The sequence below is a fragment of the Streptomyces sp. NPDC042102 genome, assembly GCF_055582305.1.
Genome location: NZ_JBVJDL010000013.1, coordinates 55,474 through 81,846, shown reverse-complemented (window position 1 = coordinate 81,846; position 26,373 = coordinate 55,474). Strand labels below are relative to the sequence as shown.

28 protein-coding genes are annotated in these 26,373 nt (G+C 72.7%); 19 read left to right on the top strand and 9 right to left on the bottom strand.

What is annotated here, in order from left to right; genetic code table 11:
* The first annotated feature begins 9 nt into the window (after nucleotides 1-9).
* The 8 genes from ACZ6KO_RS31320 to ACZ6KO_RS31285 all read left to right on the top strand — a co-directional run bounded on the left by ACZ6KO_RS31320 (nucleotide 10) and on the right by ACZ6KO_RS31285 (nucleotide 5,359).
* Entirely contained in the window at nucleotides 10-1,263 is a 1,254-nt protein-coding gene (locus tag ACZ6KO_RS31320; protein ID WP_469307359.1) for a GNAT family N-acetyltransferase, read from the top strand.
* A 27-nt stretch (nucleotides 1,264-1,290) separates the two neighbouring features.
* A complete protein-coding gene (locus tag ACZ6KO_RS31315) occupies nucleotides 1,291-2,079 on the top strand; it encodes a putative protein N(5)-glutamine methyltransferase (RefSeq protein ID WP_469307358.1) in 789 nt (262 codons plus the stop codon).
* 75 nt (nucleotides 2,080-2,154) lie between these two features.
* Nucleotides 2,155-2,778 (top strand): RraA family protein, encoded by a 624-nt coding sequence (locus ACZ6KO_RS31310; protein WP_469307357.1) that lies wholly within the window; start codon nucleotides 2,155-2,157, stop codon nucleotides 2,776-2,778.
* Between the two features lie 34 nt (nucleotides 2,779-2,812).
* The gene (locus tag ACZ6KO_RS31305) at nucleotides 2,813-3,283 is read left to right on the top strand and encodes a helix-turn-helix domain-containing protein (protein ID WP_469307356.1); all 471 of its coding nucleotides are present in this window, start codon (nucleotides 2,813-2,815) and stop codon (nucleotides 3,281-3,283) included.
* Nucleotides 3,284-3,293: 10 nt separating this feature from the next.
* Nucleotides 3,294-3,710 carry a VOC family protein gene (locus tag ACZ6KO_RS31300; protein WP_469307355.1) on the top strand — a complete coding sequence of 139 codons (417 nt, stop codon included), beginning with the start codon at nucleotides 3,294-3,296 and terminating at the stop codon, nucleotides 3,708-3,710.
* A gap of 88 nt (nucleotides 3,711-3,798) precedes the next feature.
* Nucleotides 3,799-4,194, top strand: coding sequence for a helix-turn-helix domain-containing protein (locus tag ACZ6KO_RS31295; protein WP_469307354.1), 396 nt, complete (start codon nucleotides 3,799-3,801; stop codon nucleotides 4,192-4,194).
* Between the two features lie 25 nt (nucleotides 4,195-4,219).
* Nucleotides 4,220-4,816, top strand: a complete 597-nt coding sequence (locus tag ACZ6KO_RS31290) for a hypothetical protein (RefSeq protein ID WP_469307353.1) — start codon at nucleotides 4,220-4,222, stop codon at nucleotides 4,814-4,816.
* A gap of 189 nt (nucleotides 4,817-5,005) precedes the next feature.
* Nucleotides 5,006-5,359 carry a DUF2516 family protein gene (locus ACZ6KO_RS31285; RefSeq protein WP_401453812.1) on the top strand — a complete coding sequence of 118 codons (354 nt, stop codon included), beginning with the start codon at nucleotides 5,006-5,008 and terminating at the stop codon, nucleotides 5,357-5,359.
* A 27-nt stretch (nucleotides 5,360-5,386) separates the two neighbouring features.
* Here the strand turns inward: ACZ6KO_RS31285 and ACZ6KO_RS31280 are convergent, their stop codons facing one another.
* The 3 genes from ACZ6KO_RS31280 to ACZ6KO_RS31270 form a co-directional block, all read right to left on the bottom strand.
* Entirely contained in the window at nucleotides 5,387-6,724 is a 1,338-nt protein-coding gene (locus tag ACZ6KO_RS31280; protein ID WP_469307352.1) for a PP2C family protein-serine/threonine phosphatase, read from the bottom strand.
* Between the two features lie 295 nt (nucleotides 6,725-7,019).
* On the bottom strand, nucleotides 7,020-8,162 hold the full coding sequence (locus ACZ6KO_RS31275; RefSeq protein ID WP_469307351.1) for a C40 family peptidase: 1,143 nt from the start codon (nucleotides 8,160-8,162) through the stop codon (nucleotides 7,020-7,022).
* Nucleotides 8,163-8,334: 172 nt separating this feature from the next.
* On the bottom strand, nucleotides 8,335-9,141 hold the full coding sequence (locus ACZ6KO_RS31270; protein WP_469307350.1) for a class I SAM-dependent methyltransferase: 807 nt from the start codon (nucleotides 9,139-9,141) through the stop codon (nucleotides 8,335-8,337).
* Nucleotides 9,142-9,388: 247 nt separating this feature from the next.
* Here ACZ6KO_RS31270 and mshA point away from each other — a divergent pair, with 247 nt between their 5' ends.
* Together mshA and ACZ6KO_RS31260 are read left to right on the top strand one after the other, a co-directional pair.
* Nucleotides 9,389-10,762, top strand: coding sequence for a D-inositol-3-phosphate glycosyltransferase (gene mshA / locus ACZ6KO_RS31265; RefSeq protein ID WP_469307349.1), 1,374 nt, complete (start codon nucleotides 9,389-9,391; stop codon nucleotides 10,760-10,762).
* Nucleotides 10,755-11,261 carry a type III secretion system chaperone family protein gene (locus tag ACZ6KO_RS31260; protein ID WP_469307348.1) on the top strand — a complete coding sequence of 169 codons (507 nt, stop codon included), beginning with the start codon at nucleotides 10,755-10,757 and terminating at the stop codon, nucleotides 11,259-11,261. Before mshA ends, ACZ6KO_RS31260 begins: the two co-directional genes overlap by 8 nt.
* A gap of 76 nt (nucleotides 11,262-11,337) precedes the next feature.
* Here the strand turns inward: ACZ6KO_RS31260 and ACZ6KO_RS31255 are convergent, their stop codons facing one another.
* Nucleotides 11,338-12,675 (bottom strand): MDR family MFS transporter, encoded by a 1,338-nt coding sequence (locus tag ACZ6KO_RS31255; RefSeq protein WP_469307347.1) that lies wholly within the window; start codon nucleotides 12,673-12,675, stop codon nucleotides 11,338-11,340.
* 175 nt (nucleotides 12,676-12,850) lie between these two features.
* Between ACZ6KO_RS31255 and ACZ6KO_RS31250 the strand changes: the two genes are divergently transcribed.
* The gene (locus ACZ6KO_RS31250; protein ID WP_401453805.1) at nucleotides 12,851-13,612 is read left to right on the top strand and encodes a phosphoglyceromutase; all 762 of its coding nucleotides are present in this window, start codon (nucleotides 12,851-12,853) and stop codon (nucleotides 13,610-13,612) included.
* A gap of 360 nt (nucleotides 13,613-13,972) precedes the next feature.
* On the opposite strand, the gene ACZ6KO_RS31245 is transcribed toward ACZ6KO_RS31250, so the two are convergent.
* Nucleotides 13,973-14,119, bottom strand: coding sequence for a hypothetical protein (locus ACZ6KO_RS31245; RefSeq protein WP_469307346.1), 147 nt, complete (start codon nucleotides 14,117-14,119; stop codon nucleotides 13,973-13,975).
* Between the two features lie 101 nt (nucleotides 14,120-14,220).
* Nucleotides 14,221-14,898, bottom strand: a complete 678-nt coding sequence (gene phoU / locus ACZ6KO_RS31240) for a phosphate signaling complex protein PhoU (RefSeq protein WP_401453803.1) — start codon at nucleotides 14,896-14,898, stop codon at nucleotides 14,221-14,223.
* Between the two features lie 199 nt (nucleotides 14,899-15,097).
* Between phoU and phoR the strand changes: the two genes are divergently transcribed.
* Together phoR and phoP are read left to right on the top strand one after the other, a co-directional pair.
* On the top strand, nucleotides 15,098-16,321 hold the full coding sequence (phoR, locus tag ACZ6KO_RS31235) for a two-component system sensor histidine kinase PhoR (RefSeq protein WP_469307345.1): 1,224 nt from the start codon (nucleotides 15,098-15,100) through the stop codon (nucleotides 16,319-16,321).
* Nucleotides 16,322-16,326: 5 nt separating this feature from the next.
* The gene (gene phoP, locus ACZ6KO_RS31230) at nucleotides 16,327-16,998 is read left to right on the top strand and encodes a two-component system response regulator PhoP (RefSeq protein WP_466527820.1); all 672 of its coding nucleotides are present in this window, start codon (nucleotides 16,327-16,329) and stop codon (nucleotides 16,996-16,998) included.
* Nucleotides 16,999-17,106: 108 nt separating this feature from the next.
* Here phoP and ACZ6KO_RS31225 read toward each other — a convergent pair whose 3' ends face one another.
* The gene (locus ACZ6KO_RS31225; RefSeq protein WP_469307344.1) at nucleotides 17,107-17,805 is read right to left on the bottom strand and encodes a copper chaperone PCu(A)C domain-containing protein; all 699 of its coding nucleotides are present in this window, start codon (nucleotides 17,803-17,805) and stop codon (nucleotides 17,107-17,109) included.
* A gap of 604 nt (nucleotides 17,806-18,409) precedes the next feature.
* On the opposite strand from ACZ6KO_RS31225, the gene ACZ6KO_RS31220 reads away from it, so the two are divergent.
* The 6 genes from ACZ6KO_RS31220 (at nucleotide 18,410) to ACZ6KO_RS31195 (ending at nucleotide 24,968) form a co-directional block, all read left to right on the top strand.
* The gene (locus ACZ6KO_RS31220; protein WP_003953493.1) at nucleotides 18,410-18,892 is read left to right on the top strand and encodes a CarD family transcriptional regulator; all 483 of its coding nucleotides are present in this window, start codon (nucleotides 18,410-18,412) and stop codon (nucleotides 18,890-18,892) included.
* Between the two features lie 321 nt (nucleotides 18,893-19,213).
* Nucleotides 19,214-19,990, top strand: coding sequence for a 2-C-methyl-D-erythritol 4-phosphate cytidylyltransferase (gene ispD / locus ACZ6KO_RS31215; protein WP_469307343.1), 777 nt, complete (start codon nucleotides 19,214-19,216; stop codon nucleotides 19,988-19,990).
* Nucleotides 19,980-20,546, top strand: coding sequence for a 2-C-methyl-D-erythritol 2,4-cyclodiphosphate synthase (gene ispF / locus ACZ6KO_RS31210; RefSeq protein ID WP_469307342.1), 567 nt, complete (start codon nucleotides 19,980-19,982; stop codon nucleotides 20,544-20,546). The genes ispD and ispF overlap by 11 nt, the downstream gene beginning before the upstream one ends.
* Nucleotides 20,547-20,653: 107 nt before the next feature.
* A complete protein-coding gene (gene cysS / locus ACZ6KO_RS31205; protein ID WP_469307341.1) occupies nucleotides 20,654-22,057 on the top strand; it encodes a cysteine--tRNA ligase in 1,404 nt (467 codons plus the stop codon).
* Between the two features lie 102 nt (nucleotides 22,058-22,159).
* The gene (rlmB, locus tag ACZ6KO_RS31200) at nucleotides 22,160-23,116 is read left to right on the top strand and encodes a 23S rRNA (guanosine(2251)-2'-O)-methyltransferase RlmB (protein ID WP_469307340.1); all 957 of its coding nucleotides are present in this window, start codon (nucleotides 22,160-22,162) and stop codon (nucleotides 23,114-23,116) included.
* 262 nt (nucleotides 23,117-23,378) lie between these two features.
* Nucleotides 23,379-24,968: a DoxX family protein gene (locus ACZ6KO_RS31195; protein ID WP_469307339.1), complete on the top strand. Its 1,590-nt coding sequence runs from the start codon at nucleotides 23,379-23,381 to the stop codon at nucleotides 24,966-24,968.
* A gap of 101 nt (nucleotides 24,969-25,069) precedes the next feature.
* Here ACZ6KO_RS31195 and ACZ6KO_RS31190 read toward each other — a convergent pair whose 3' ends face one another.
* Complete coding sequence (locus tag ACZ6KO_RS31190; protein WP_469307338.1) at nucleotides 25,070-25,858, bottom strand: nucleotidyltransferase family protein; 789 nt, start codon at nucleotides 25,856-25,858, stop codon at nucleotides 25,070-25,072.
* Nucleotides 25,859-25,921: 63 nt separating this feature from the next.
* On the bottom strand, nucleotides 25,922-26,335 hold the full coding sequence (locus tag ACZ6KO_RS31185; protein WP_469307337.1) for a hypothetical protein: 414 nt from the start codon (nucleotides 26,333-26,335) through the stop codon (nucleotides 25,922-25,924).
* Nucleotides 26,336-26,373: the final 38 nt, after the last annotated feature.

Sequence of the window (26,373 nt, the reverse complement as noted above, 5' to 3'; positions counted from 1 at the left end):
TGGCCGGTTATGAGTGCCGACGTCCGTCTCATCGCCCCGTCCGAGTTCTCCGACTGGCTCAACGCCAACCTGATCGGCTTCCTCGCCCCGCCGCAGCTCACCGAGGACGATGTCGCCGTCCGGGCGAAGTCGACGGACTTCACCCGGGTCCAGGGCGCGTTCGACGGGCTGACCGGGCGCTGCGTGGCCACGTTCCGCTCCTTCGCGCAGGAGCTGACCGTGCCCGGCGGCGCCGCCGTGAGCTCGGCCGCGGTCACGAACGTCGCCGTCCTCTCCACCCACCGCCGGCAGGGCCTGCTCAGCCGGATGATGCGGGCCGAGCTCGACGCCGCGCAGGCCCGCGGGGACGTGCTCTCCACGCTGATCGCCGCCGAGTACCCGATCTACGGCCGGTACGGCTACGGGCCCGCGTCGTCCCTCGTGGAGTGGGAGATCGACGTACCGCGCGCCGGCCTCGACCCGCGCTGGAGCGCCCCGGAGTGCGGCGGCCGGCTCGACTTCGCGGAGGCGGCGGAGGTAAGGGAGTTCGGGCCCGTGCTGCACGACCGGCTGCGGGCGCGCACGGCGGGCGTGGTCAGCCGCCAGCCGCGCGTCTGGGAGCTGGAGACCGGGGTCGAGCGGCCCTCGTACCGGCCGTACAAGGAGCAGCTGTTCGTGGTCTACCGCTCCCCGGAGGGGGAGATCGACGGATACGCCGCCTACCGGGTCGACGAGCAGTGGACCGACGACAAGCGGCCGCTGAACACCCTTCAGGTCAACGACCTGCTGGCCGTGGGTCCGCGGGCGGAGCGGGCGCTGTGGCAGTACCTGTGCTCGATCGACTGGGTGATCAAGGTCCGTACCGGTTACCGCGCCCCGGACGACATCCTCGTCGACCTGCTGCCCGACCCGCGGGCGGCCCGGCCGGTGACGGTGGCGGACTCCGTGTGGGTGCGGCTGCTGGACGTCGTACGGGCGCTGGGGGCCCGTACGTACGAGGTGCCCGGCACGCTGGTGCTGGAGGTGACCGACCGGATGGGCCTGGCCGATGGCCGCTACCGGCTGGCCGCGGCGGCGGACGGCACGGCGGTGTGCGAGCGGACCGAGGAGCCGGCGGACCTCCGCCTGGACGTGTCCGAACTGGGCTCCCTCTACCTCGGCGAGGCCTCGGCGGTGCGGCTGGCGGCGCTCGGGCGGATCGCCGAGGAGCGGCCGGGCGCGGTCGCGCGGGCGGACCGGATGTTCCGCACGGCGCGCCGCCCGTGGTGCCCGGACATCTTCTGACCGCCGCTGACCGTTGAAGGGACTGACGTGGGATTGACGATCATCGAGACCCTGCGGGCGGCGGGCTGCGTCTTCGCGGAGGAGGAGGCCGAACTGCTCGGCTCGGCCGCCGGATCCGCCGAGGAGCTGGCCGCGATGGTGGCCCGCCGGGCGGCCGGCGAACCGCTGGAACACGTGGTGGGCTGGGCGGAGTTCTGCGGTCTGCGGATGGCCGTGGGCGAGGGGGTCTTCGTACCGCGGCGGCGTACGGAGTTCCTGGTGCGCGAGGCGGCGGCGCTGGCCCGGCCGGGCGCGGTGGTGCTGGACCTGTGCTGCGGGGTGGGCGCGGTCGGCGCGGCGGTGGCGGCGGAGCAGGGCTTCGGCGTGGAACTGCACGCGGCCGACATCGACCCGGTGGCGCTCGGCTACGCCCGCCGCAACGTCGCGCGGGCCGGCGGCACGGTCTGGGAGGGCGACCTGTACGAGGCCCTGCCGACCACCCTGCGCGGCCGCGTGGACGTCCTGGTGGCCAACGCCCCGTACGTCCCCACGGACGCCATCGGCCTGCTGCCCCCCGAGGCCCGCGACCACGAACCCCGCACCGCCCTCGACGGCGGCCCGGACGGCCTGTCCGTCCAGCGCCGCGTCGCGGAGGCGGCCCCGGCCTGGCTCGCCCCGGGCGGCCACCTCCTGATCGAGACCAGCGCCCGCCAGGCCCCCCACACGGCCTCGGCCCTGACGGCCGCGGGCCTCGCGGTCCGCGCGGTCACCTCGGAGGACCTCCACGCGACGGTGGTGATCGGCACGCGGGAGGCGGCCGGGGTGACGGCGGGGTGACCGTGTCCCGCGGACCCCGGCGTACGTACGCTGGGCGCGGGCGGGCAGGGCGTACCGGAGGGACGGAGGAGTCGTATGAGTGACGGTGCGGGGTTCCTGGGGGTGCCGCCGACCACGCTGGCCGATCTGCTGGGGCGGGGGCAGGTCATGGACGGCGGGATGCGGCCGTTGTGGGGGCCGGTGCCGCGGGTGGCCGGGCCGGCGTTCACGGTGCGGTGTCCCGCCGGGGACAACCTGATGCTGCACGCGGCCATTCACCGGGCGGAGCCCGGTTCCGTCATCGTCGTGGAGTCGGGCGATCTCGACTACGCGCTGGCCGGCGGGAACGTCTGCGCCGTCGCGCAGCGGCGCGGGATCGCCGCCTTCGTGCTCGACGGGGTGATCCGGGACCTCGGCGAGGTACGGGAGATGGGTTTCCCGGTGTTCGCCAGGGGCGTCGTCCCCTTCCCGGGGGCGAAGGCGGTCGCCGGGCCGCTGGGCGTCCCGGTGCGGGTCGGCGGTGTGGAGGTCCACGCGGGCGACGTCGTGGTGGCCGACGAGGAGGGTGTGGTGGTCGTACCGGCCGCCCGCCGGGAACGGGTGCTGGCCGACGCGCTGGCGAAGCTGGCCGGGGAGGCCGGGGAATCCCTCGACGCGTGGGAGGCCGCGCACCGCGCCCGCATCGACAAGATCCTGGCCGAGCAGGGCTTCGAGGACTGAGTCCCCGGCGGCGGGGCGGGCGTACGCTGACGGGATGACGCTGGAGGACCTCGTACGGCTGCGCCGGGCCCGGGACACGATGGACCGCGACTACGCGCAGCCCCTCGACGTCCCGGCCCTGGCGCGCGTCGCCCTCATGTCGCCCGGCCACTTCTCCCGCAGCTTCCGGGCTGCCTTTGGGGAGACCCCGTACAGCTACCTGATGACCCGCCGCGTCGAGCGGGCCAAGGCGCTGCTGCGGCGCGGGGACCTGAGCGTGACGGAGGTCTGCTTCGCCGTCGGCTGTACGTCGCTGGGGTCGTTCAGCTCGCGCTTCACGGAGCTGGTGGGGGAGACCCCGAGCGCGTACCGGGCCCGCCGGCACGAACCGGGCGCGGCCGTTCCGGCGTGCGTCGCCAAGATCTTCACGCGGCCGGTGCGCAGGCCGGGGGCGGCGTCCGGGGCGGGGACAGGTGCCGCTGCCGGCACCGGTGCCGGGCAGGCGGACGGCGGCGATCGGCCGTAGCGTCGGCGGCATGACCATCAAACTGTCCCAGTGCTTCATCGCCGTCGACGACCATGACAAGGCGCTCGCCTTCTACCGGGACGCGCTCGGCCTGGAGGTCCGCAACGACGTGGCGTTCGAGGGGATGCGCTGGGTCACCCTCGGCTCGCCCGACCAGCCGGACGTGGAGATCGTCCTGGAACCGCCGGCCGCGGACCCGAACGCCTCGCCGGCCGACCGGCAGGCCATGACCGAGCTGCTGGCCAAGGGCCTGCTGCGCGGCGTGATCTTCTCCACTGATGACGTGGACGCCACCTTCGAGCGGGTCCGCGCGGCGGGCGGCGAGGTGCTCCAGGAGCCGACGGACATGCCGTACGGCGTCCGTGACTGCGCCTTCCGCGACCCGGCGGGCAACATGCTGCGCTTCAACCAGCCGCGCAAGGGCTGAGCAGGGGCTGAGTGTCCCGTGTCCCGCCGAGGAACACTATTGCAAGCAGGTGCTTGCAATAGTTAGCAAGGTGCGGCAGGATCGGGGCATGGCATCGCTCAACGTCGGAAATCTCGGCGCGTACCTGCGCGAGCAGCGGAGGCAGGCCCAGCTCTCGCTGCGGCAGCTCGCCGACGCCGCGGGGGTGTCGAATCCGTACCTGAGCCAGATCGAGCGCGGGCTGCGCAAGCCGAGCGCGGACATCCTCCAGCAGCTCGCGAAGGCGCTGCGGATCTCCGCGGAGACGCTGTACGTGCAGGCCGGGATCCTGGACGAGCGGGACCGGGACGAGGTGGAGACGCGCGCCGCCATCCTGGCCGACCCGTCCATAAACGAGCGGCAGAAGCAGGTGCTGCTCCAGATCTACGAGTCCTTCCGCAAGGAGAACGCCCTCGACGGGGATGGCGACGGTGCGGAGAGCGACGAGATGCCGTCCACGAACTGAACTGTGATCCGGGAGGACCAGCAGCATGGCCATCGCCGATGACCTGAAGAAGACCCTCGCCGACCCCACCCCCCTCTACTTCGCCGCCGGCACCGCGGACCTCGCCGTGCAGCAGGCCAAGAAGGTGCCGGCCCTGATCGAGCAGCTGCGGGCCGAGGCGCCGGCGCGCATCGAGGCCGTGCGCAACACCGACCCCAAGGTCGTGCAGGAGAAGGCCAAGCAGGCCCAGGACGTGGTGACCGCCAAGGTCGCCGAGGTGCTGGGGGCGTTCGACCCGAAGAAGTTCGGCGAGACCGCACAGGACCTCGCGCTGCGCGGGGTCGGCGTCGCCGCCGAGTACGCGGTGCGCGCCAAGGAGACGTACGACAAGGTCGCCGAGCACGGTGAGCAGGCCGTGCGCGCCTGGCGCGGCGAGGTTTCCGAGGAGATCGTCGAGATCGCCGGGGCCGTCGAGCCGGACCCGAAGCCGCAGGCGTCGGCGGACGCGGACGCGTCGGCCGGGGCGTCGGCCGAGGAGCCCGCGGCGGCCGAGGACGGCAAGCCGGCCGCCAAGAAGCCCGCCGCGCGCAGGAACGCGGCCAAGAAGCCGGCCGCCGCCGCGGCGGCGGGCGACGAGAGCTGAGCGGGGAGCCGAGCGGCTGCGCCGCGCGCGCCGCCGGACGGCCGGGCCGGGCACCTTCGGGGTGTCCGGCCCGTTCTATGGGTAGCGTGGGGGCACGGGAGCGATTCCGCTCCGCGAGCAGCACCGCGGCAACGAAGCACCGAAGCACCCGAGCAACGAAGCGCTGACGCGTCAGAGGCGGTAGACGACATGTTGATGGAGAGGTTCGATTCCCTCTTTGTGCTGTTCGACATCGGCATGCTGCTGTTCGCCGTCGTCGCCTGCGTCATCGCGGTGGGCGCGCGCAGTGATGCCTACCGCGCGGCCGACAAGCAGTCCAAGACGTTCTGGGGCGTCGTCCTCGGCCTCACGGTCCTCTTCGACTTCCTGGTCTTCTGGGGCTACCTCAGGGGGATGCTGTTCCTCCAGATCGCCGGCCTGATCGCGACGATCATCTTCATGGTGGACGTGCGGCCCGCCCTGAAGCAGGTGTCGGGCGGCGGCCGGCGCCGTGGCGGCAGCAGCAGCGACGGGCCCTACGGCCCGTACAACGGCAACCGCTAGGCCCGCTGGGCCCGCTAGACCCTGTCGTCACAGTCCCACGGACACGCCCTGCTCCGGACCCGGACCCGGACCCGGTGCCCGGACGGAGCCCGACGCACGGTCGAGGAGGACGACGGCCACGTCGTCGGTCAGCTCGCCGCCGTTGAGGCGGCGGGCCTCGGTGACGGCCGCCTCCAGCAGGCCCTCCCCGCGCAGGCCACGGGTCAGGTGCCGGTTGATCATCTCGACCATGCCGTCCTGGCCCAGCCGCTCGCGGCCCTCCCCGATCCGGCCCTCGATCAGGCCGTCGGTGTACAGCATCAGGCTCCACGTGCCGCCCAGCTCCACCTGGCGGCGCGGCCAGCGGGCGTGGGGGAGCAGGCCGAGGGCCGGGCCGCTGTTCTCGTACGGCAGCAGCCGCGCCGGGCGCCCCGGACGGGCTATCAGCGGGGCCGGGTGGCCGGCCAGGCACAGGCCGGCCCGGCGGCCGTCCGGGGTGATGTCGACCGTGCAGACCGTCGCGAAGATCTCCTCGCAGGGGCGCTCGGCCTCCAGCACCTCCTGGAGCGTGGACAGCAGCGCGTCGCCGCACAGGCCCGCCAGCGTCAGCGCCCGCCAGGCGATCCGCAGTTCCACGCCGAGGGCCGCCTCGTCCGGGCCGTGGCCGCAGACGTCGCCGATCATCGCGTGGACCGTGCCGTCCGGGGTGCGGACGGTGTCGTAGAAGTCTCCGCCGAGCAGGGCCCGGCTGCGGCCGGCGTGGTAGCGGGCGGCGAAGCGGAGGTCGGAGCCCTCCAGGAGGGGGTTGGGCAGCAGGCCGCGCTCCAGGCGGGCGTTCTCCTGGGCCCGGAGTTTCGACTCCGCGAGCTTGTACTGCGCGATGTCGGCCCGCTTGCGCTCGACGGCGTAGCGGATGGCGCGGCTCAGCAGCCGCTCGTCCAGCTCGTCGCGGAAGAGGAAGTCCTGCGCGCCGACCCGTACCGCCTCGGCGGCCCGCTCGGCGTCGGCCTCGGCCGTCAGGACGAGCACGGCGTGGCGCGGCGCGATACGGAGCACCTCGCGGAGGGTGGCCAGCTCGTCGACCGCGGTGTCGGCGCCCGCCGTACGGGTGCCGGGGCCGCCCGGCAGCGCCAGGTCGAGCAGGATGCAGTGGACGTCCGGCGTGAGGAGACGCGTCGCCTCGGTGAGGTTGCGGGCGTTCCGCAGCCGGATGCGGTGGCCGTCGGCGTCGAGGATCTCCGGGACGGTGAGACCGCCGGCGGGGTCGTCCTCGATCACCAGCAGGGTCAGGGCCTGTGGTGCGGCTGCGGTATGCGCGGCGGACAGAACGGCCTGACCGCTCTCCACGGCCGGGGTGTCCCTCTGCCGCGGTACGGGTACGGGCATCGTTTCCGGTTCCTTCCCTCCCCCCGAGGCTGCGCTCGTGGCAGACCCTAGCGGGAGCGGACGGGCCAGCGGAATGCCATGAGCGGCCCCGGCCTCCGGCATATGCCGTTATCCGCCGCGAAGTCCCAGGTCGCGCGATGACGTACATCACGGTCCGGCAACGTCACAGGCCCCCACCGCCCGCGGTCTCCCCGCACCCTCCGCACCCCCGCGACTCCCCTCCGTGCCCCTGGCTGCGCGGCGAGCTCCGCGCGCGTTCCCGGCCCCGGCTCCTCGGGCCGGCTTCCCGGCCCCGCTACGCGTCCGGGCGGACGATGGCCTTGATGGGCATCGAGCCCGCGCCCGCCATCGTGATGTTGCGGCCGGGGCGGGGGGCGTGGACCATCGCGCCGTCGCCGACGTACAGGGCGACATGGCTCGCGTCGTCGAAGTAGATGATCAGGTCGCCGGGCCGCATGTCCTTGACCGCGACCTTCGGCAGCAGCCGCAGCTGTTCCTGCGAGGTCCGCGGGATGCCCTTGCCCGCCGCCCGCCACGCCTGCGAGGTCAGCCCCGAGCAGTCGAAGGACCCCGGCCCCTGCGCACCCCACACGTACGGCTTGCCTATCTGGGCGGTGGCGAACTGCACGGCCTTCGTCCCGGCGTCCGTGGCCGTGCCGTTGATCTCCTTCAGCACGCCCGTGGACAGCCAGGCCGTCTGCGCCTTGTACTGCGCTTCCTGTTCGAGCTGGAGCAGCCGGGCCTTCTCCTCGGCCTCCAGCTTGCTCTCCAGCTCCTCCGCCGCCTTGATCTTGGTCTCGACCTGCTTCTTCGCCTCTTCCGCCTTGACCCGGTTGGCCTCCAGCGTCTGCCAGCGCATGCTCGCGTCGACGGCGTACTGCTGCAAGTCCTTCTGCGTCCGCGTCAGTTCGGTGACCGTGTCCGCCGTGGCCTTCTGGCCCTGGCGCAACAGGTCGGCGCCGATGAGGAACTGGCTCGGATTGCTGCTCAGCGCCAGCTGCGCGCTCGGCGGCATGCCGCCCGAGCGGTACTGGGCGCGGGCGGCCGCCCCCGCCTTGTTCTTCAGCGTGGCGATCCGCTCCTGCCCCTCCTGCACCTTCTTCGCGATCTCGACGATCTTCTCGGACTGCGCCTTGGCCTCGCTCTCGGCGAGGTTGTACGCGTCCGTGGCGGTGCCGGCCTGGCGGTAGAGCTCCTCTATCTCCTTGCGGACCTGCTCCAGCGACTTGCCCCCGCGCGCACCGGGCCCGGTGGGCGTCGCGGGAGGGGCGCCGCCCGGCGACGTGCTGCCCGGCGACGTGCTGCCGGGCGCCGGTGGGGGAGTGGGCGCGGCGTAGGCCGTCCCCGAGATCCCCGTGACGCCGGTGACCGCCACTATGGCCATGGCGCAGAGCAGTGTGAGCGCCGATGCGCCGTGCAGCCGTCGCCGTCGGTTCATGGTCCGGACCCCCCAGCAGATCTGACTATTCGTCAGTAACTTCCATCACCCCCGGGATGGTGGCACGACTCGGCGAAATCCAACAGACGTGTGGATGTCATTCCGGATCATGCTCCTTCCCCCATGCGGCTCAACGGGCCGCATCCGTTCCCGGTTCCCCCACCGGCCGCGCTCACCCGTTCGGACGCAGTGCGTCCCACCGCACCGTCAGTTCCCCCTGCCGCCACCGCCGCGGACCGTCCGTCAGCGGCCAGTCCACCGCCAGCGACCGCGCCGTACGGATCCACCGCTGCCGGGCGCCCAGCGACGCGTACGGCGCGGCCGCCGCCCACGCGCGGTCGAAGTCCCGCAGGAACGCGTGCACCGCCTCCCCCGGCACATTCCGGTGGATCAGCGCCTTCGGCAACCTCTCCGCCAGGTCCGACGGGCGCTCCAAGGAGCCCAGCCGGGTCGCGAACGTCACCGTGCGCGCCCCCTCGGGCCCCAGTGCGACCCACACGTGCCGCCGCCCGATCTCGTCGCAGGTCCCCTCGACCAGCAGGCCGCCCGGCGTCAGCCGCGCGCACAGCCGCCCCCAGACCTCCTCGACCTGCTGCTCGTCGTACTGGCGCAGCACGTTCGCCGCCCGGATCAGCGCCGGCCGCTCCCCGCCGTCCAGCGGCACCTCGAACCCGCCGTGCCGGAAGGCCAGCCCCTCCCGCTCGTACGGCTTGGCGCCCGTGACCCGCGCCGGTTCGATCTCGATGCCGACGACCCGGACGCGCGGGGCCGCCACCCGCAGCCGGGACAGCAGCTCGACCGCCGTCCACGGAGCCGCCCCGTACCCCAGGTCCACGGCGACCGGCGCGTCCGCCCGCCGCAGCGCGGGCCCGTGCGTGGCAGCAATCCAGCGGTCCATGCGGCGCAGCCGGTTCGGATTGGTCGTCCCGCGCGTCACCGTGCCCACGGGGCGGCTCGGGGGAGGGGTGCGGGGGGCCATGAGCCGAGAGTAAGCGGAGTGACCCGCCCCGATAAAAATCCGGCAAACCGCGGAGCAATCCGGTCCGGGCGGAATGCCGGGCGGGTCCGTGCTGGTTGCACCTGGCGAAGGGTGCCGCCGGCGCTCCTTCCGCGATGCCCGTCAGTAGCTGTCAGTACCCAGTACCTGTCAGTGCCCGTCAGTACTCGTCAGTGCCCGTTCGTACCCGTCAGCCGCCCCAGATGCCCCGACCGAGAGGACTGCTCCCTTGAGTCAGTACGTGTCCCGGCTCGGAGGCAGGCTCGCCGCCGGCCGCATGGCCCGCCACACCGACGGCCCCCGCCTGCGCCTGCCCGCCGTCGGGCACCACCGCAAGCCGCGCCGCGTGGCCATGCTCAGCGTCCACACCTCGCCCCTGCACCAGCCCGGTACGGGCGACGCGGGCGGCATGAACGTCTACATCGTCGAGCTCGCCCGACGGCTGGCCGCGATCAACATCGAGGTCGAGATCTTCACGCGCGCCACGGCCGGCGGCCTCCCGCCCGCCGTCGAGCTCGCGCCCGGTGTGCTCGTACGGCACGTCGACGCCGGTCCGTACGAGGGCCTGGCCAAGGAGGAGCTGCCCGCCCAGCTGTGCGCCTTCACCCACGGCGTCATGCAGGCGTGGGCCGGCCACCGCCCCGGCTACTACGACCTCGTCCACTCCCACTACTGGCTCTCCGGCCACGTCGGCTGGCTCGCCGCCCAGCGCTGGGGCGTACCGCTCGTCCACGCCATGCACACCATGGCCAAGGTCAAGAACGCCGCGCTGGCCGAGGGCGACACGCCCGAGCCGGCCGCCCGCGTCATCGGCGAGACCCAGATCGTGGCCGCGGCCGACCGGCTGATCGCCAACACCGCCGAAGAGGCCGACGAGCTCGTACGCCACTACGACGCCGACCCCGGCAAGGTCGCCGTCGTCCACCCCGGCGTCAACCTCGACCGCTTCACCGTCGGTGACGGCCGGGCCGCGGCCCGCGCCCGCCTGGGCCTGCCGCAGGACGCCCTCATACCGCTCTTCGCGGGCCGCATCCAGCCGCTGAAGGCCCCCGACATCCTGCTGCGCGCGGTGGCGGTCCTCGTCGACCAGGACCCCTCGCTGCGCCGCCGGCTCTTCGTCCCCGTCGTCGGCGGGCCCAGCGGCAGCGGGCTCGCCAAGCCCGAGGGGCTGCAGAAGCTCGCCGCCAAGCTGGGCATCGCCGACCTGGTGCACTTCCACCCGCCGGTCGGCCAGGACCGGCTCGCGGACTGGTTCCGGGCCGCGTCCGTGCTGGTCATGCCGTCGTACAACGAGTCCTTCGGGCTCGTCGCGCTCGAGGCACAGGCCACGGGCACGCCGGTGCTCGCCGCCGAGGTCGGCGGGCTGCCGGTGGCCGTCAACGACGGGGTGACCGGCCTGCTCGTACCCGGCCACGACCCGGCCGACTACGCCGCACGGCTGCGCGCCTTCGCCGACGACCCGGGGCTGGCGGAGCGGATGGGCCGGGAGGCGGCGCGGCACGCGCGGTTCTTCGGCTGGGACACCGCCGCGGCCGGCACGGCGGACGTGTACACAGCGGCGATGCATGATCACCGCCGTCGCGTACGCTCCCACCATGGCTGACGTGGCTGACCCCGCCGATCACTCGGCGATCATCGAGCGCACCCTGACCGACGCCGAGCTGGAGTGGGAATCCCCCGAGCCCGGCTCGTACGTGGTCAAGCTCCCCGGTACGCGCAAGCTGTCGACGACCTGCTCGCTGCTGGTGGGCCGGCACTCGCTGTCCATCAACGCGTTCGTGATCCGCCACCCGGACGAGAACGAGGCCGGCGTCCACCGCTGGCTGCTCGAACGCAACCTCAAGCTCTACGGCGTCTCGTACGCCGTGGACCAGCTCGGCGACGTCTACCTGGCGGGCAAGCTCCCGCTGTCGGCGGTCACCCCCGACGAGCTGGACCGTCTCTTCGGCGTCGTCCTGGAGGCGGCGGACGGCGGCTTCAACACGCTGCTGGAACTGGGCTTCGCGAGCGCGATCCGCCGCGAGTACGCCTGGCGCGTCTCGCGCGGCGAACCCACCCACAACCTCGACGCGTTCCGCCACCTGACCCAGCCGTCCCGCTGACCCGGGTCCCGTCCGGCCGATCGGGGCCGGACAGGCCCCGGCCGGTCGGCGGGCGGGACGGTGGCCGGCGCCGCCCCTACCCGTGCACCCGAGCCGGCTCCGGCTCCGGCTCCGGCTCCGGATCCGTCCCCGTGCCCTTTCCCGCGCCCCCAACCGGTCCCGGTCCCGCCCCCTCCGCCGCCGGTTCCGTCTCCGCCGGAAGGTCGCGCATCAGCGCCCAGTACCCCAGGCCCGCCACCGTGCCGAGGACGCCCGTGGCCGCCCACAGCCACTCCGCCCCGTACCGGTCGATCACGAAGCCCGCCATCAGCGGGGCCACCAGCGAGGCGACCGCCCACGACATCGTGTAGACGCCCTGGTAGCGGCCGCGTCCGTGGACCGGGGACATCCGGACGACCAGGCCCATCTGGGTCGGGGAGTTCACGATCTCCGCCAGCGTCCAGACGAGCACCGTCAGCGCGTACGCCCACAGCGAGCCCGCGAAGGCGGTCAGCGCGAAGCCGTAGCCGGCCAGGACCGACGAGACGACCAGCAGCTTCTGCGGGTCACGGTGCTCGATGAGGCGGGTGACCGGGAGCTGGAGGACGACGATCAGGATGCCGTTGACGGCGACGACCAGGCCGTAGTCGCCCGGCGAGAAGCCCTCCTGGCCCATGGCCACGGGCAGGCCGACCGATCCCTGCGTGAAGATCAGCGAGATCAGGAACGACAGGCCGACGACGCCCATGAACCGCCGGTCGCGCAGTACGCCGCCGAGCCGGACCTCGGCCGCGCCGTCCGCACCGGAGCGCTCCTTCGTCGCTCCGTCCCCCGCCTGCTCCGGCCGGGACTCGGGCAGCTTGACGTACACGAGGATCGCGCAGACCAGCGTCAGCGCCGCCTCGCCGAGGAAGCCGGCGAGGTAGCTGTACTCGGCCACGAACCCGGCGGCCGTCGAGCTGACCGCGAAGCCGAGGTTGATCGCCCAGTAGTTCAGCGCGAACGCCCGCACCCGGTCCTCGGGCCGGACGATGTCGGCCATCATCGCCTGCACCGCCGGGCGCGAGGCGTTGGAGGTCATGCCGACCAGCAGGGCGACCGCCGCGATCGCGGCCGGGTGCTCCATGAAGCCGAGCAGGGCCACCGAGAACGCGGTCGAGGCCTGCGCCGCCAGCATCGTGGGCCGGCGCCCCAGCCGGTCCGTCATCACGCCCGCGACCAGTGAGGAGATGACCCCGCCCAGGCCGTGCAGGGCGACGACGAGGCCCGCGAAGAAGGCGGAGTAGCCGCGGTCCAGGGTCAGGTACATCGTCATGAACGTGGCGACGAAGGCCCCGAGGCGGTTCACCAGGGTGCTCGTCCACAGCCACCAGAACGCGGGCGGCAGGCCGGACACGCTCTCGCGCGCCGCCCGTCTCATAGAGGCAACGGACATTCGGAAATCCCCCCGGCGGCGTCAAAGGCGGCATGACTGGCGTAAGTGGCGCTCAACAGGGCCGCACGTTACAGACGGCCTCGTGGATGCCGCCAGTGAATTGACGCCGCCCGTCAATCCACCGGGGCCCGGCGCCGCGCGCGAGCGGTCCGGCCCGTCCATTAGGCTCGTACGCATGGCCGACGCACCGTACAAGCTGATCCTCCTCCGCCACGGCGAGAGCGAGTGGAACGCGAAGAACCTGTTCACCGGCTGGGTGGACGTCAACCTCAACGAGAAGGGCGAGAAGGAGGCGGTCCGCGGCGGTGAGCTGCTCAAGGACGCCGGCCTGCTGCCCGACGTGGTCCACACGTCCCTCCAGAAGCGCGCCATCCGCACCGCGCAGCTCGCCCTGGAGTCCGCCGACCGCCACTGGATCCCGGTCCACCGCTCCTGGCGCCTGAACGAGCGCCACTACGGTGCGCTCCAGGGCAAGGACAAGGCCCAGACCCTCGCCGAGTTCGGCGAGGAGCAGTTCATGCTGTGGCGCCGCTCCTACGACACCCCGCCGCCGGCCCTCGAGGACGGCACCGAGTTCTCGCAGTCCGAGGACCCGCGCTACGCGACGATCCCGCCGGAGCTGCGCCCGAAGACGGAGTGCCTGAAGGACGTCGTCGTCCGCATGCTCCCGTACTGGTACGACGGCATCGTCCCGGACCTCCTCGCGGGCCGCACGGTCCTGGTCGCCGCGCACGGCAACAGCCTGCGCGCCCTGGTCAAGCACCTGGACGGCATCTCCGACGCCGACATCGCGGGCCTGAACATCCCCACCGGCATCCCGCTCTCCTACGAGCTCGACGCCGACTTCAAGCCCCTCAACCCGGGCGGCACCTACCTCGACCCGGCGGCCGCCGCGGCCGCGATCGAAGCCGTCAAGAACCAGGGCAAGAAGAAGTAAGAAAAGCGATCATGCCCCTGACCCGCGCACACGGCGCAGGTCGGGGGCATTCGTCTGCGCGCGGCGGTGAGGATCCGCTCAAGCCGTCCGGGAGCCGTATCCGGCCGGCGGCCAGACGGGGTCACCGCCCCAGGTGTCCTCGGCGGTCAGGGTGAGGACCAGCCGCCCGTCCACCACGGCTGCGGCCACGTCCTCGTCGTCGACGGCGGCCTCCGCGAACTCCGCGGGTGCGCGCCCCTCTGGCCAGGGGCGAACGAGGGGCCCGTCAGGCCCGGGGCAAGAAGGAGCGCCACGCCTCACGCCGACGCCCCCGGCCGCGGTTCGTTGCGCGGGCGGGGGCGTCGGTGGGTGTGGGCCGGGTCAGCCGCACTGGCACGGGGCGCCGGACTGGCAGCCGCAGCCGCAGCCCGAGCCGCAGCCGCACGCCGCCAGCAGTGGCAGGCGCACGGGTTCGGGTGCGTCCCGCTGGTCATGTTCCGGGGTGATGGGGACGGGGGAATCGGGCATGGTTCCTCCTCGCAGGCGTACGGGGTCGGGTCGTACTGCCTTTCGCCTCATTCATGCCCAGCCGCACCGGCGCGTCAACGGCGCATTGGGGCTCGTACCCCTCAGACGCCCTCGACCGTGATCGGCGGCTGCAGCTCGTCCGCGTGCTCGCCCGTCACCAGGTAGACGACGCGCTTGGCCACCGACACCGCGTGGTCGGCGAAGCGCTCGTAGTAGCGGCCCAGCAGCGTGACGTCCACGGCCGTCTCGATGCCGTGCTTCCAGCGGTCGTCCATCAGGTGCTGGAACAGCGTGCGGTGCAGCTGGTCCATCTCGTCGTCGTCCGTCTCCAGCTGGAGCGCCAGGTCGACGTCCTTGGTGATGATGACCTCGGCCGCCTTCGCCATCAGGCGCTGCGCGAGCTGGCCCATCTCCAGGATCGTCGCGTGCAGGTCCCGCGGCACCGCGGTGTCCGGGAAGCGCAGCCGCGCCAGCTTCGCCACGTGCTGCGCCAGGTCGCCGGAGCGCTCCAGGTCGGCGCTCATGCGCAGCGAGGTCACCACGATGCGCAGGTCGGTCGCGACCGGCTGCTGCCGGGCCAGCAGCGCGATGGCCCGCGCCTCCAGGTCGTGCTGCAGGTCGTCGACCTTCTGGTCCGCCGCGATCACGCTCTCGGCGAGCTTCAGGTCGGCGTCGAGCATGGCCGTCGTCGCCCGCCCGATGGCGGAACCGACCAGCCGTGCCATTTCGACCAGGCCTTCCCCGATCGAGTCCAGTTCCTCGTGGTAAGCGTCCCGCATGGTGGCTGTCCCTCTCTTGCCTTCTCGCCCGGGGGCCGGGGCCCGTTGCCCCACGTTGACACGTTCACCCGGAAACGCGTCCGACTCCGGCATCACAAATGAATCAACCCCGTCGCCACGGTGAACTCTGGGCGACGACTGTTCGAGACGCCACCCGAACGGCTGTGGAACTGTCGTCGTGCCTGCTTAACCTGGATGCATGGACGTGAACGCGGCGGTCGCCGCAGCGGCAGCGATCGCCGGGTTGTGCACCGGCGTGATCGCCATGCTGGCGTTCCGCTGGAGCGAGCGCGACCAGGCCCGCCCGACGCGGAGCGCCATGCGCCCCGACATCAACGCGGTGCTTCCGCCCGGCGTGGACACCGTCCTCTCCGTGCTCCGCTCCTCGGCCGTCGTGCTCGACGAGGGGGACGCGGTCGTCAAGGCCAGCTCCGCCGCGTACGCCCTCGGGCTCGTGCGCGGCGGCAAGCTCGCCGTCGAGCCGATGCTCCACATGGCCCGCGACACCCGCCGCGACGGCGAGATACGGCAGGTCGAGCTGGACCTGCCGCGCCGGGGCACCGGCCGCGGCGAGGCCCTGGCGGTCTCCGCCCGGGTGGCGCCGCTCGGCTCCCGGCTCGTGCTCCTGCTGGTCGAGGACCTCACCGAGGCCCGTCGCATCGAAGCGGTACGGCGCGACTTCGTCGCGAACGTCTCCCACGAGCTCAAGACGCCCGTGGGAGCGCTCTCCCTGCTCTCGGAGGCCGTCATGGACGCCTCCGACGACCCCGAGGCGGTCATGCGCTTCGCCGGCCGCATGCAGATCGAGGCGACCCGCCTGACCAACCTGGTGCAGGAGCTCATCGACCTCTCCCGGGTCCAGAACGACGACCCGCTGGAGGACGCGGAACCCGTACGGGTGGACACGCTGGTGGCCGAGGCCATCGACCGCTGCCGCCACACGGCGTCCTCCAAGCAGATCACCATGGCCTCGGGCGGCACCGCCGACCTGCGGGTCTGGGGCAACCGCGGCCAGCTCGCGGCGGCCCTGGGCAACCTCGTGGAGAACGCGGTGAACTACAGTCCGGCCCGCACCCGGGTCGGGATAGCCGCGCGCCGCGTCCCCGCACAGGGCGGGGACCTGATCGAGATCGCCGTGACCGACCAGGGCATCGGCATCCCCGAGAAGGACCGGGAGCGCATCTTCGAGCGCTTCTACCGCGTCGACCCGGCCCGCTCCCGCGCCACCGGCGGGACCGGCCTGGGCCTCGCGATCGTGAAGCATGTGGCCGCCTCGCACGGCGGGGAGGTCACGGTGTGGAGCTCCGAGGGTCAGGGCTCCACGTTCACCCTGCGGCTTCCGGAGGCTGCCGCACCGGCTCCGACCAGACCCGTGCTCCAACCAGAACCTGCCACCACCCCTGCCCCGGAGGTCCTTCCGTGACCCGAGTGCTCGTCGTCGAGGATGAGGAATCCTTCAGCGACGCCCTGTCCTACATGCTCCGCAAGGAGGGCTTCGAGGTCGCCATCGCCGCGACCGGGCCCGACGGGCTGGACGAGTTCGAGCGCAACGGCGCCGACCTCGTTCTCCTGGACCTGATGCTGCCCGGGCTGCCCGGCACCGAGGTCTGCCGCCAGCTGCGCGGCCGCTCGAACGTGCCCGTCATCATGGTGACCGCCAAGGACAGCGAGATCGACAAGGTCGTCGGGCTGGAAATAGGAGCCGACGACTACGTGACCAAGCCTTTCTCCTCGCGGGAGCTGGTCGCCCGCATCCGCGCGGTGCTGCGGCGCCGCGGCGAGCCGGAGGAGGTCACCCCGGCGGCCCTGGAGGCCGGCCCGGTGCGGATGGACGTCGACCGCCACGTGGTGACGGTCGCGGGTGCGAAGGTGGACCTCCCGCTGAAGGAGTTCGACCTCCTGGAGATGCTGCTGCGCAACGCGGGCCGAGTGCTCACCCGCATGCAGCTGATCGACCGGGTCTGGGGCGCGGACTACGTCGGCGACACCAAGACCCTCGACGTCCACGTCAAGCGCCTGCGCGCCAAGATCGAGCCGGACCCGGGCGCGCCGCGCTACCTGGTCACGGTGCGCGGTCTCGGCTACAAGTTCGAGCCGTAGACCGACCGGCCGCGGAGGGGACCTGAGCCCCGCCCGCACGCGTACGACGAGGAGGGCCCCACCCGGTGATCCGGGTGGGGCCCTCCTCGTGTGTCCGCTTCCGGCGCGTCAGTGGCCGGCGCCGGTCGAGGCCGAGCCCGACGGGGAGCCCGAGGGGGAGCCCGACGGGGAGCCGGTGGCACCGCCGGCCGGCTTCGACGGCGTACCCGAGGGGCTGCCCGACGGCGAGGCGCCGGGGCCGGCGGACGGGGCGCCCGAGGGGTTCGCGCCCGCGGCCGGGGAGGCCGCCGGGGCCTCGGACGGGCCGTAGGCCGCGTAGTAGCCGGTGGACGGGACGACGAAGGCCTCCAGCGCGACGTCACCGGTGGAGCTCAGCTGGAAGACGACCTTCTGCGCGTTGCCGTCCTGTACGGCCTCGCGGCCGCCCTCGATCACGGCCGAGGCGTTGCCCTTGCCGCCCAGGATCACCGAGCCGCCGGCCGGGACGGTGATCTTGCCGCCGCCCGTCGCGGGCTTCAGCTCGACCTTGCCCTTGGCACCCGGGAGGGTGATCGCGTCAAGGGTCTGCGGCTTGTCGCCGGCGTTGAAGACGGTCGCCGACACGACGGCCGGGCCCTTCTTCTCCTTCTCGCCCTGGGTGATCACCAGCGCGTTCTGGATCTTGATGTCGCCCTTGGAGACCGCCGCGTTGTCCGGCTTGATCTCCAGCGTCTGTGCGTTGTTGCCCGCGGCGCAGGCGGCGAGCGATCCGATCGAGAACACGGTGGCGGCGGCGGCGAGGGCGCCGCGTCGAAGGCTGCGGCTCACGGCGGCGGCAACTCCTTGGACGTACGGACGGAGGGTCGTGGAGGCGGGAGGTAAAGCCGCCCTAAGGGTGTGTCAGCGCGCTTAGGTTACCGAGCCGCCACCCCGCCCCCGCACCCGACCCTCCGGCCACGGTGACCGGGCGGTACGCCCGGCCGTACAGGGGGTTCGCACGACGGCCCTTGCGGGCGTGTTCGTTTATCGGCCGGTGGCCACTCCTGATCCACTGCTGATCCACTCACGATCCACCGGTGATCAATTTCCGGGATTCCTTCGAACGGTGCTTCGTGATCAATTCCGGATTGGGCCGGAACCCGATCGGTACGGTGTCCCGCCAGTCGGACGGAGTAGTTCGGTATCGTGCCTTCGAAACCGGCAAAACGGGACGTACATCACGTCGGTGGGGTCGCCCGCCAGGTGTAACGTGGTCGTTTCCCCCCGTCCGCGTAGCGCCTCCGACCTGCGAATACCCCCTTCCGGAAGCCCTCCGCAGCACGTCCCCGGCGCTGTTGTCAAGCCCTGAGATATGCCCTGACCTGCGAAAACGCCATTCAGAACAGTCAGTTCTCGTGTTACCCTGGATAGCCACGGAAGGGGTACCTGTCACATGACGTTCAAGGTTGGCGACACCGTGGTCTATCCCCATCACGGGGCCGCGCTGATCGAGGCCATCGAAACTCGCCAGATCAAAGGCGTGGACAAGACCTACTTGGTGCTCAAGGTCGCCCAGGGCGACCTGACGGTTCGTGTGCCTGCGGACAATGCGGAGTTCGTCGGCGTTCGCGATGTAGTCGGCCAGGACGGGCTGGACCGGGTCTTCGAGGTGCTTCGTGCACCGTACGCCGAAGAGCCGACGAACTGGTCCCGGCGCTACAAGGCAAATCTGGAGAAGCTCGCTTCTGGCGATGTCATCAAGGTCGCCGAAGTGGTGCGTGACCTGTGGCGTCGTGAGCGCGAGCGCGGGCTGTCCGCGGGTGAGAAGCGCATGCTCGCGAAGGCGCGTCAGATTCTGGTGAGCGAGCTCGCGCTCGCGGAGAACACCAACGAGGACAAGGCCGAGGCCCTCCTCGACGAGGTCCTCGCGTCCTGACGCGACGAACCGTTCCACACAGTGTGCCGCGGTGCCCGATGACCGTGCCTCTCATGTCCTCACCGGACTGAGGGGCCTGTCGCCGGGCGCTGCGGCATGTCTGGCTTCTTCACCCCACGCGTTCATCCCACGCGCCTGCTGCACGCCACGCGTTCCCACCCGGCGCGTCCTTCGTTCTCTGGTGTGCCGGGTCCGGGCAGCCGACTCGACCGGTCGTCACGGAAGGGGCGAGGGCAGCGCACCCGGCACCCTTCAGGCCATACCCACGTCGGCCGAAGTCACAAACCTGGCCGAGTTCCCGGAGCTAGCGGAGCCATCCCGATGAATGACGACTCGCGCCCCGAGCGCCCCGCGCGTCCCGAGCGCCCCCACCGCACGGCCGCGGTGATCCCCGCCGCCGGCCGCGGCGTACGGCTGGGCCCCGGCGCGCCCAAGGCCCTGCGCGCCCTCGGCGGCACGCCGATGCTGATCCACGCCGTCCGCGCCATGGCCCGCTCCCGCGCCGTCTCGCTCGTGGTCGTCGTCGCGCCGTCCGACGGCGCCGCCGAGGTGAAGAACCTCCTCGACGAGCACGCGCTGCCCGACCGCACCGACATCCTGGTCGTCTCCGGCGGCGACACCCGCCAGGAATCCGTCCGCGCGGGCCTGGACGCCCTCCCCGAGGACGTCACCAGCGTCCTCATCCACGACGCCGCCCGCCCGCTCGTCCCCGTCGACACCGTCGACGCGGTCGTCGAGGCCGTCCGCGAGGGCGCGCCCGCCGTCGTACCGGCCCTGCCGCTGGCCGACACCGTCAAGGAGGTCGAGCCCGCCGGCCGGCCCGGTGCGCCCGAACCGGTCGTCGCCACCCCCGAGCGGTCCCGGCTGCGCGCCGTACAGACCCCCCAGGGCTTCGACCGCGCCACCCTGGTCCGCGCCCACGAGACCATCGCCGTCAACGGCGAGGGCGCCACGGACGACGCCGGAATGGTGGAAAGGCTGGGGGTGACCGTCATGGTCGTCCCCGGCCACGAAGAGGCCTTCAAGGTCACCCGCCCGCTCGACCTGGTCCTCGCCGAGGCCGTACTCGCCCGCAGGAGGGCCACCGATGTCTACTGACCCCGCAGCCGCCGCGGACGCCGCACCTGAAGGGTCTCCGGCCCCGGCGGTCCCGGTCGCCCCGCTGGTCCCGCGCGTCGGCATCGGCACCGACGTCCACGCCTTCGAGCAGGGCCGCGAGCTGTGGTGCGCGGGCCTGCTCTGGGACGGCCCCGAGAACGACGGGTACGGACTGGCCGGGCACTCCGACGGCGACGTCGCCGCCCACGCCGCCTGCGACGCCCTCTTCTCCGCCGCCGGTGTCGGCGACCTCGGCGCCCACTTCGGCACCTCCCGCCCCGAGTGGTCCGGCGCCTCCGGCGTCACCCTGCTCGCGGAGGCCGCCCGTATCGTCCGCGCCGAAGGCTTCACCATCGGCAATGTGTCGGTGCAGGTCATCGGCGTCCGGCCGAAGGTCGGCAAGCGCCGCGACGAGGCCCAGAAGGCGCTCAGCGAGGCGGCCGGCGCCCCCGTCTCCGTCTCCGGCACCACCACCGACGGCCTCGGCCTGACCGGCCGCGCCGAGGGACTGGCCGCCATCGCGACCGCCCTGGTGTACCGCACGAGCGGGGCCTGAGCCCCGCCGGTACGGCGCCCGCGCCCCGGCGGCCATTTGGCAACAAAGGCGCCCCGCGCCCCGAAAGGGTCGCGGGGCACTGCCGTACGCGCACTACCCTGGATGCCGTGACTATTCGCCTGTACGACACCAGCGCCCGGCAGATCCGCGACTTCACCCCGCTCGTGCCGGGCTGCGTCTCGATCTACCTGTGTGGTGCCACCGTTCAGGCGGCCCCGCACATCGGGCACATCCGCTCCAACCTGAACTTCGACATCATCCGCCGCTGGCTGACCTACCGCGGCTACGACGTCACCTTCATCCGGAACGTCACCGACATCGACGACAAGATCATCGCGAAGGGCGCCGAACAGGGCCGCCCCTGGTGGTCGATCGGCTACGAGAACGAGCGCGCCTTCAACGACGGCTACAGGGCCCTGGGTTGCCTCCCGCCCACCTACGAGCCGCGCGCCACCGGCCACGTCCCCGAGATGATCGAGATGATGCGCGTCCTCATCGAGCGCGGCCACGCGTACGAGGCCGACGGCAGCGTCTACTTCGACGTGCGGTCCTTCCCCGGCTATCTGGAGCTGTCCAACCAGGACATCGACGACCTGCGCCAGCCGAAGGAAGAGGGCATCACCGGCAAGCGCGACCCCCGCGACTTCGCCATGTGGAAGGCCTCCAAGCCCGGTGAGCCGGACTGGGAGACCCCGTGGGGCCGCGGCCGTCCCGGCTGGCACCTGGAGTGCTCGGCGATGGCCCACAAGTACCTGGGCAGCGCCTTCGACATCCACGGCGGCGGCCTGGACCTGATCTTCCCGCACCACGAGAACGAGATCGTCCAGGCCAAGGCGTTCGGCGACGCGTTCGCGAACTACTGGGTGCACAACGCCTGGGTCACCATGTCCGGCGAGAAGATGTCCAAGTCCCTCGGGAACTCGGTCCTCGTCTCCGAGATGGTCAAGCAGTGGCGCCCGATCGTCCTGCGCTACTACCTCGGCACCCCGCACTACCGCTCGATGATCGAGTACAGCGAGGAGGCCCTGCGCGAGGCGGAGTCCGCCTTCGCCCGCATCGAGGGCTTCGTCCAGCGCGTGGTCGAGAAGGCCGGCGGCCCCGTCGAGCCCGCCGCCGAGGTCCCGCTCGCCTTCGCGGAGGCGATGGACGACGACCTGGGCGTCCCGCAGGCGCTCGCGATCATCCACACCGCGGTCCGGCAGGGCAACAGCGCCCTGGCCGCCGACGACAAGGACTCCGCCATCGCGCGGCTGGCCGAGGTACGGGCCATGCTCGGCGTCCTCGGCCTGGACCCGCTCGACGAGCACTGGGCCGGCGAGTCCGACCGCGGCGACGACCTCCACGGCGCCGTCGACACCCTGGTACGGCTGGTCCTGGACCAGCGCGAGTCCGCTCGCGCCCGCAAGGACTGGCCCGCCGCCGACGCCATCCGCGACCAGCTCCAGCAGTCGGGCCTGGTCATCGAGGACAGCCCGACGGGACCCCGCTGGACGCTCGGCCCGCGCGGCTGAGCACCTCGGGGACCCGCTGAGCCCAGCTGAAGGTGCCGCCCGCCCGGTGCGGGCGGCACACTGGGCATACATACGCACTTTTCTTTACAGAGACAGGTAGTCATGGCCGGGAACAGCCAGCGCAGGAACCGTCGCACGTCCAACAAGAAGGGCGCGACGGTCGGCAGCGGTGGCCAGCGTCGCAAGGGCCTCGAGGGCAAGGGCCCCACGCCCAAGGCCGAGGACCGCAAGGGCCACAAGGCGTTCCGCGTCTCCAACGCGATGGCGCGCCAGGCCGCCAAGCGCCGCCCCGCCCCGCGCCGCGGCGGCCCCAAGGGCACCAGCGAGATGGTCGTCGGCCGCAACCCGGTCTTCGAGGCGCTGCGCGACGGCGTTCCGGCCACCACGCTGTACGTGCAGCAGTTCATCGACAACGACGAGCGGGTCCGCGACGCGATCCAGCTCGCCTCCGAGCGCGGCAACATCCACCTGATGGAGGCCCCGCGTCCCGAGCTCGACCGCATGACCAACGGGCTCAACCACCAGGGCCTGGTCCTCCAGGTCCCGCCGTACGAGTACGCGCACCCCGAGGACCTCACCGCCGAGGCGTACGACGAGGGCCAGGACCCGCTGATCGTCGCCCTCGACGGCGTCACCGACCCGCGCAACCTCGGCGCGATCGTCCGCTCCGTCTCCGCCTTCGGCGGCCACGGCGTCGTGATCCCCGAGCGCCGCGCCGCCGGCATGACCGCCGGTGCCTGGAAGACCTCGGCCGGCACCGCCGCCCGTACGCCGGTCGCGCGGGTCACCAACCTGACCCGCGCCCTGCAGGACTACAAGAAGGCCGGCATCACCGTCGTCGGTCTGGCCGCCGAGGGCGAGCACGAGCTCGGCGACCTGGAGGCCCTGGGCGGTCCCGTCGTCATCGTCGTCGGTTCCGAGGGCAAGGGCCTGGGCCGGCTCGTCGGCGAGACCTGCGACTACCTGGTCCGGATCCCGATGCCGGGCGGCGCCGAGTCCCTCAACGCCGGTGTGGCCGCCGGTGTGGTCCTGTACGAGGCCGCCCGCCGCCGCGCGTAACGCGTACGGCGCTTGATCCGTCCGGCGCGTGATCCGTCCGGCGCGTGACCCGTACGGTCCGCCGCCGTCCGGTCGGGTTCCGGCCGTTCGGGTCGGGCCCCGCGCGCCAAACCTTCCCGTGCCCGTGTCGCCCGCGCAGGGTGACACGGGTACGCCGGACGGGGCCGGGGGCACCTCCGAATGGCCGGAAAAGATCGTTTGACGGGCCTCGGACAGATCCCCGAAGTCAAGGCAGTGTCCTAAACACTGATCACTCGGTTAGATGAGTGTGGACACCAGAACGCCCCGGTTCGACGACCAGCCTGCGCTGAGCATGGTCAAGGTGCCGTGCGACCCCGCACAGGTCATCGTCAACCACGCCAGCTTCCGCGTCCGGCTCGCACCGAGCCCGAGCGCGCGTCCCAGGATCCCGGACACTTCAGGCCGTATCCCGGCCCTCAGCGGCGCGGTGGTCGCCGCCGCCGGCGCCACCCGCCGCCGCGCGCCGGTGGTGTGGAGCGGCAGGTCGGGCCCCGGCGGCGACGCCGCGGCCGCCACCGGCGGACTGCTCCAGGCCGTCCGAGAGGCCGGCCGCGGCCACGACGGCTTCGGCGACGGGTTCGACGGCGGCGCCACCCAGGTCATCCCGCGGATCGACCTGGACCACGACCTCGCCGAGGACACCCTCCCCACCCCGACCGTCATCGGCCAGCGCAGCTACGGCGACCCCGACGAGACGCGCGCGATGGCCCCCGTGCGCGATCTGCCGTACGCGCACCAGCCCCCCTACGGCGGCGGTGGCGGTCCGGGCGACGGGCCCGCGGCGGCCGGTGCCGAACGGGCCGGCCGGGCCGGCTCCGACGCGCGCGGGCAGGCCTCGTACTACCCGGGCCGCCGGATGAACCTCGGCGTCGTGCTGCTCCCGCTGCGCGTCTTCCTCGGCTTCATCTCCATCTACGCGGGCATGGGCAAGCTGTGCGACCCCGTCTACTTCGACGGCGGCGAGCGCGGCTCCATGGTCACCTGGCTGCGCACCCTGCACCCGTGGGCCCTGGCCGAGCCGCTGCGCGACTTCGCCCTCGCGCACCCGGTCGGCGCCGGGCTCACGGTGGCCTTCCTCCAGGTCATCGTGGGCGTCCTGACGGTGCTCGGGCTCTGGCAGCGGTTCGCCGCCTGCTTCGGGGCCCTGCTCTCGGCCGCGCTGCTGATGACGGTGAGCTGGAAGACCGTCCCCGCCTACGACGCGCCCGACATCATCTACCTGGCCGCCTGGAGCCCGCTGATCATCGCGGGCGCTCCCGTCTACTCCCTCGACGGGCGGCTCGCCGGCGAGGCCTGGCGCACCCTCGGCCCGCGGTCGGAGGTCTGGCGCCTGCGCCGGCGCGTGCTGCGGCGCGGTGCCGTGATGGCCGCCGTCGTCTGCGGTCTCACGCTGCTCGTCGGCTCGCTGCTCGGCGGCGCGGTCCGCTCCACCACCGTGGTCACCGTCCCCGGCCCCGGCCAGGACCCGTCCAACTACCTGCCGGGCCAGCCCCTTCCGCAGGAGCCCTCGACGTCCCGCAGGCCGGCCCAGCAGCAGCCCGTCGCCCCGGCCCAGCCCTCCGTGAAGCCCTCGGAGCCGGCCAAGGCCGGCCGGAGCACCCCGGGTGCGGTGACCGGCCGCGAGAGCGCCGGCGCCGAGTCCCCGACCGCGACCCGCGGCAGCACCTCCGGCCAGCAGACCCCGCGGACCTCGCCCCGCCAGTCGACCCCGCAGCAGCGGGCGCCGTCCTCGTCGGCGGGCAGCGGCAGCGGCACCCGCAGCGGTAGCGGTAGCGGCGGGGAGTCGCCGTCGAAGCAGCCGGGTCTGGTGGGCGGCCTCCTGGGCGGCTGACCCTCCCCCGGTCCTCGTCCGGACCGTACGTACGTCAGGGCCCGGTGCGCGAGCGGCGCACCGGGCCCTGACGTACGTACGGACAACGCCCGCGGAGGCCCTCAGGGGCCCGTCTGGGCCGCCAACTCCCGTGCGGCCTCGGTCAGGTCCTTCGCCGTGTCGATCGCCCGCCAGTAGGCGCCCTGGGGCAGCGGGAAGCCCGCCAGCCGCCGCTCGCGGGCCAGCCGCGGGAAGGTGGTCCGCTCGTGGTCGCCGAAGTCGGGCAGCAGCGCGGTGAATTCGGCGGCGAAGACGTACACGCCGGCGTTGACCGGATACGGCGACGGCGGGGCCTCGATGAAGTCCAGCACCTGTCCGAACTCGTTGGCCTCCACCACGCCCCACGGCAGCCGGGGCCGGGCCAGCGCCAGCGTGGCCAGGGCGTCACGTTCCACGTGGAACATGGCCATCTCGCGCAGCGAGAACCGGGTCCAGATGTCGCCGTTCGTCGCGTACCAGGGCCGGTCCGGGTGCGGCAGCCGGGCCGCCGCGAACTTCAGCCCGCCGCCGCGGCCCAGCGGCTCCTTCTCCACCACCGTCGTGACGCGCAGCGGGAGTTCGGCCGACTCCAGCCAGTCCTGCAGGACGCCGGCCAGGTGCCCGCAGGAGACCACGGCGTCCGTGACCCCTTCGGAGGCCAGCCAGGCCAGCTGGTGTCCGATGATCGGCGTGCCGGTGCCCGGGATCTCCACCATCGGCTTGGGCCGGTCGTCCGTATACGGCCGCAGCCGCGAACCCTGGCCACCCGCCAGGACGACGGCCTGGGTGGGGGTGGCCCGGTACGCGGCCGCGGGAACGGACTCGGTGGTGGGGCGGGGCGTCGCGGGAAGGGACGCGGAGGGTTCCGTCATGGCAGCAGCCTAGGCAGCCGCGTGGGCGGCCGGGCCGGGTGACGGGGCCTTCGGGGTGTCCCGTCAGCTGATGGAGGCGACCCCGGAGGCGTAGGAGGTGTCGCACACCGGCCGGGCGTGGGACTGGGCCCTCGTCGGCCCGTACGCCTCCACCGCGGCCCGGCCGAGCGCGCGGGCGATGCCGGCGCAGTGCTCGGCCAGCGACGGCCGCTTGTCCACCTCCTGCTGGAGGTGGGTGAGGACCACCCCCGGCTCCTTGCCCTGCTGGAGCTCGCTGAGCAGCTTCTCGCGCAGGACGTCCTGCGCGGTGCGCGGCTTGGCGGGCACGGAGACGTCCTCGGCGGAGGCGGTCAGGATCTGGGACGGGGTGTTGTCGGCCCAGGGGACCATGGTGACCGCGAGGGTCCCGGACAGGACCAGGACGACGGGCAGGACCAGGGCGAGGGAACGGCCGATACGGCGAGCAGTGTGGGTCACGAGGGCGAGAGTAGCGCTCGGTGAAGATTTGGCGACAT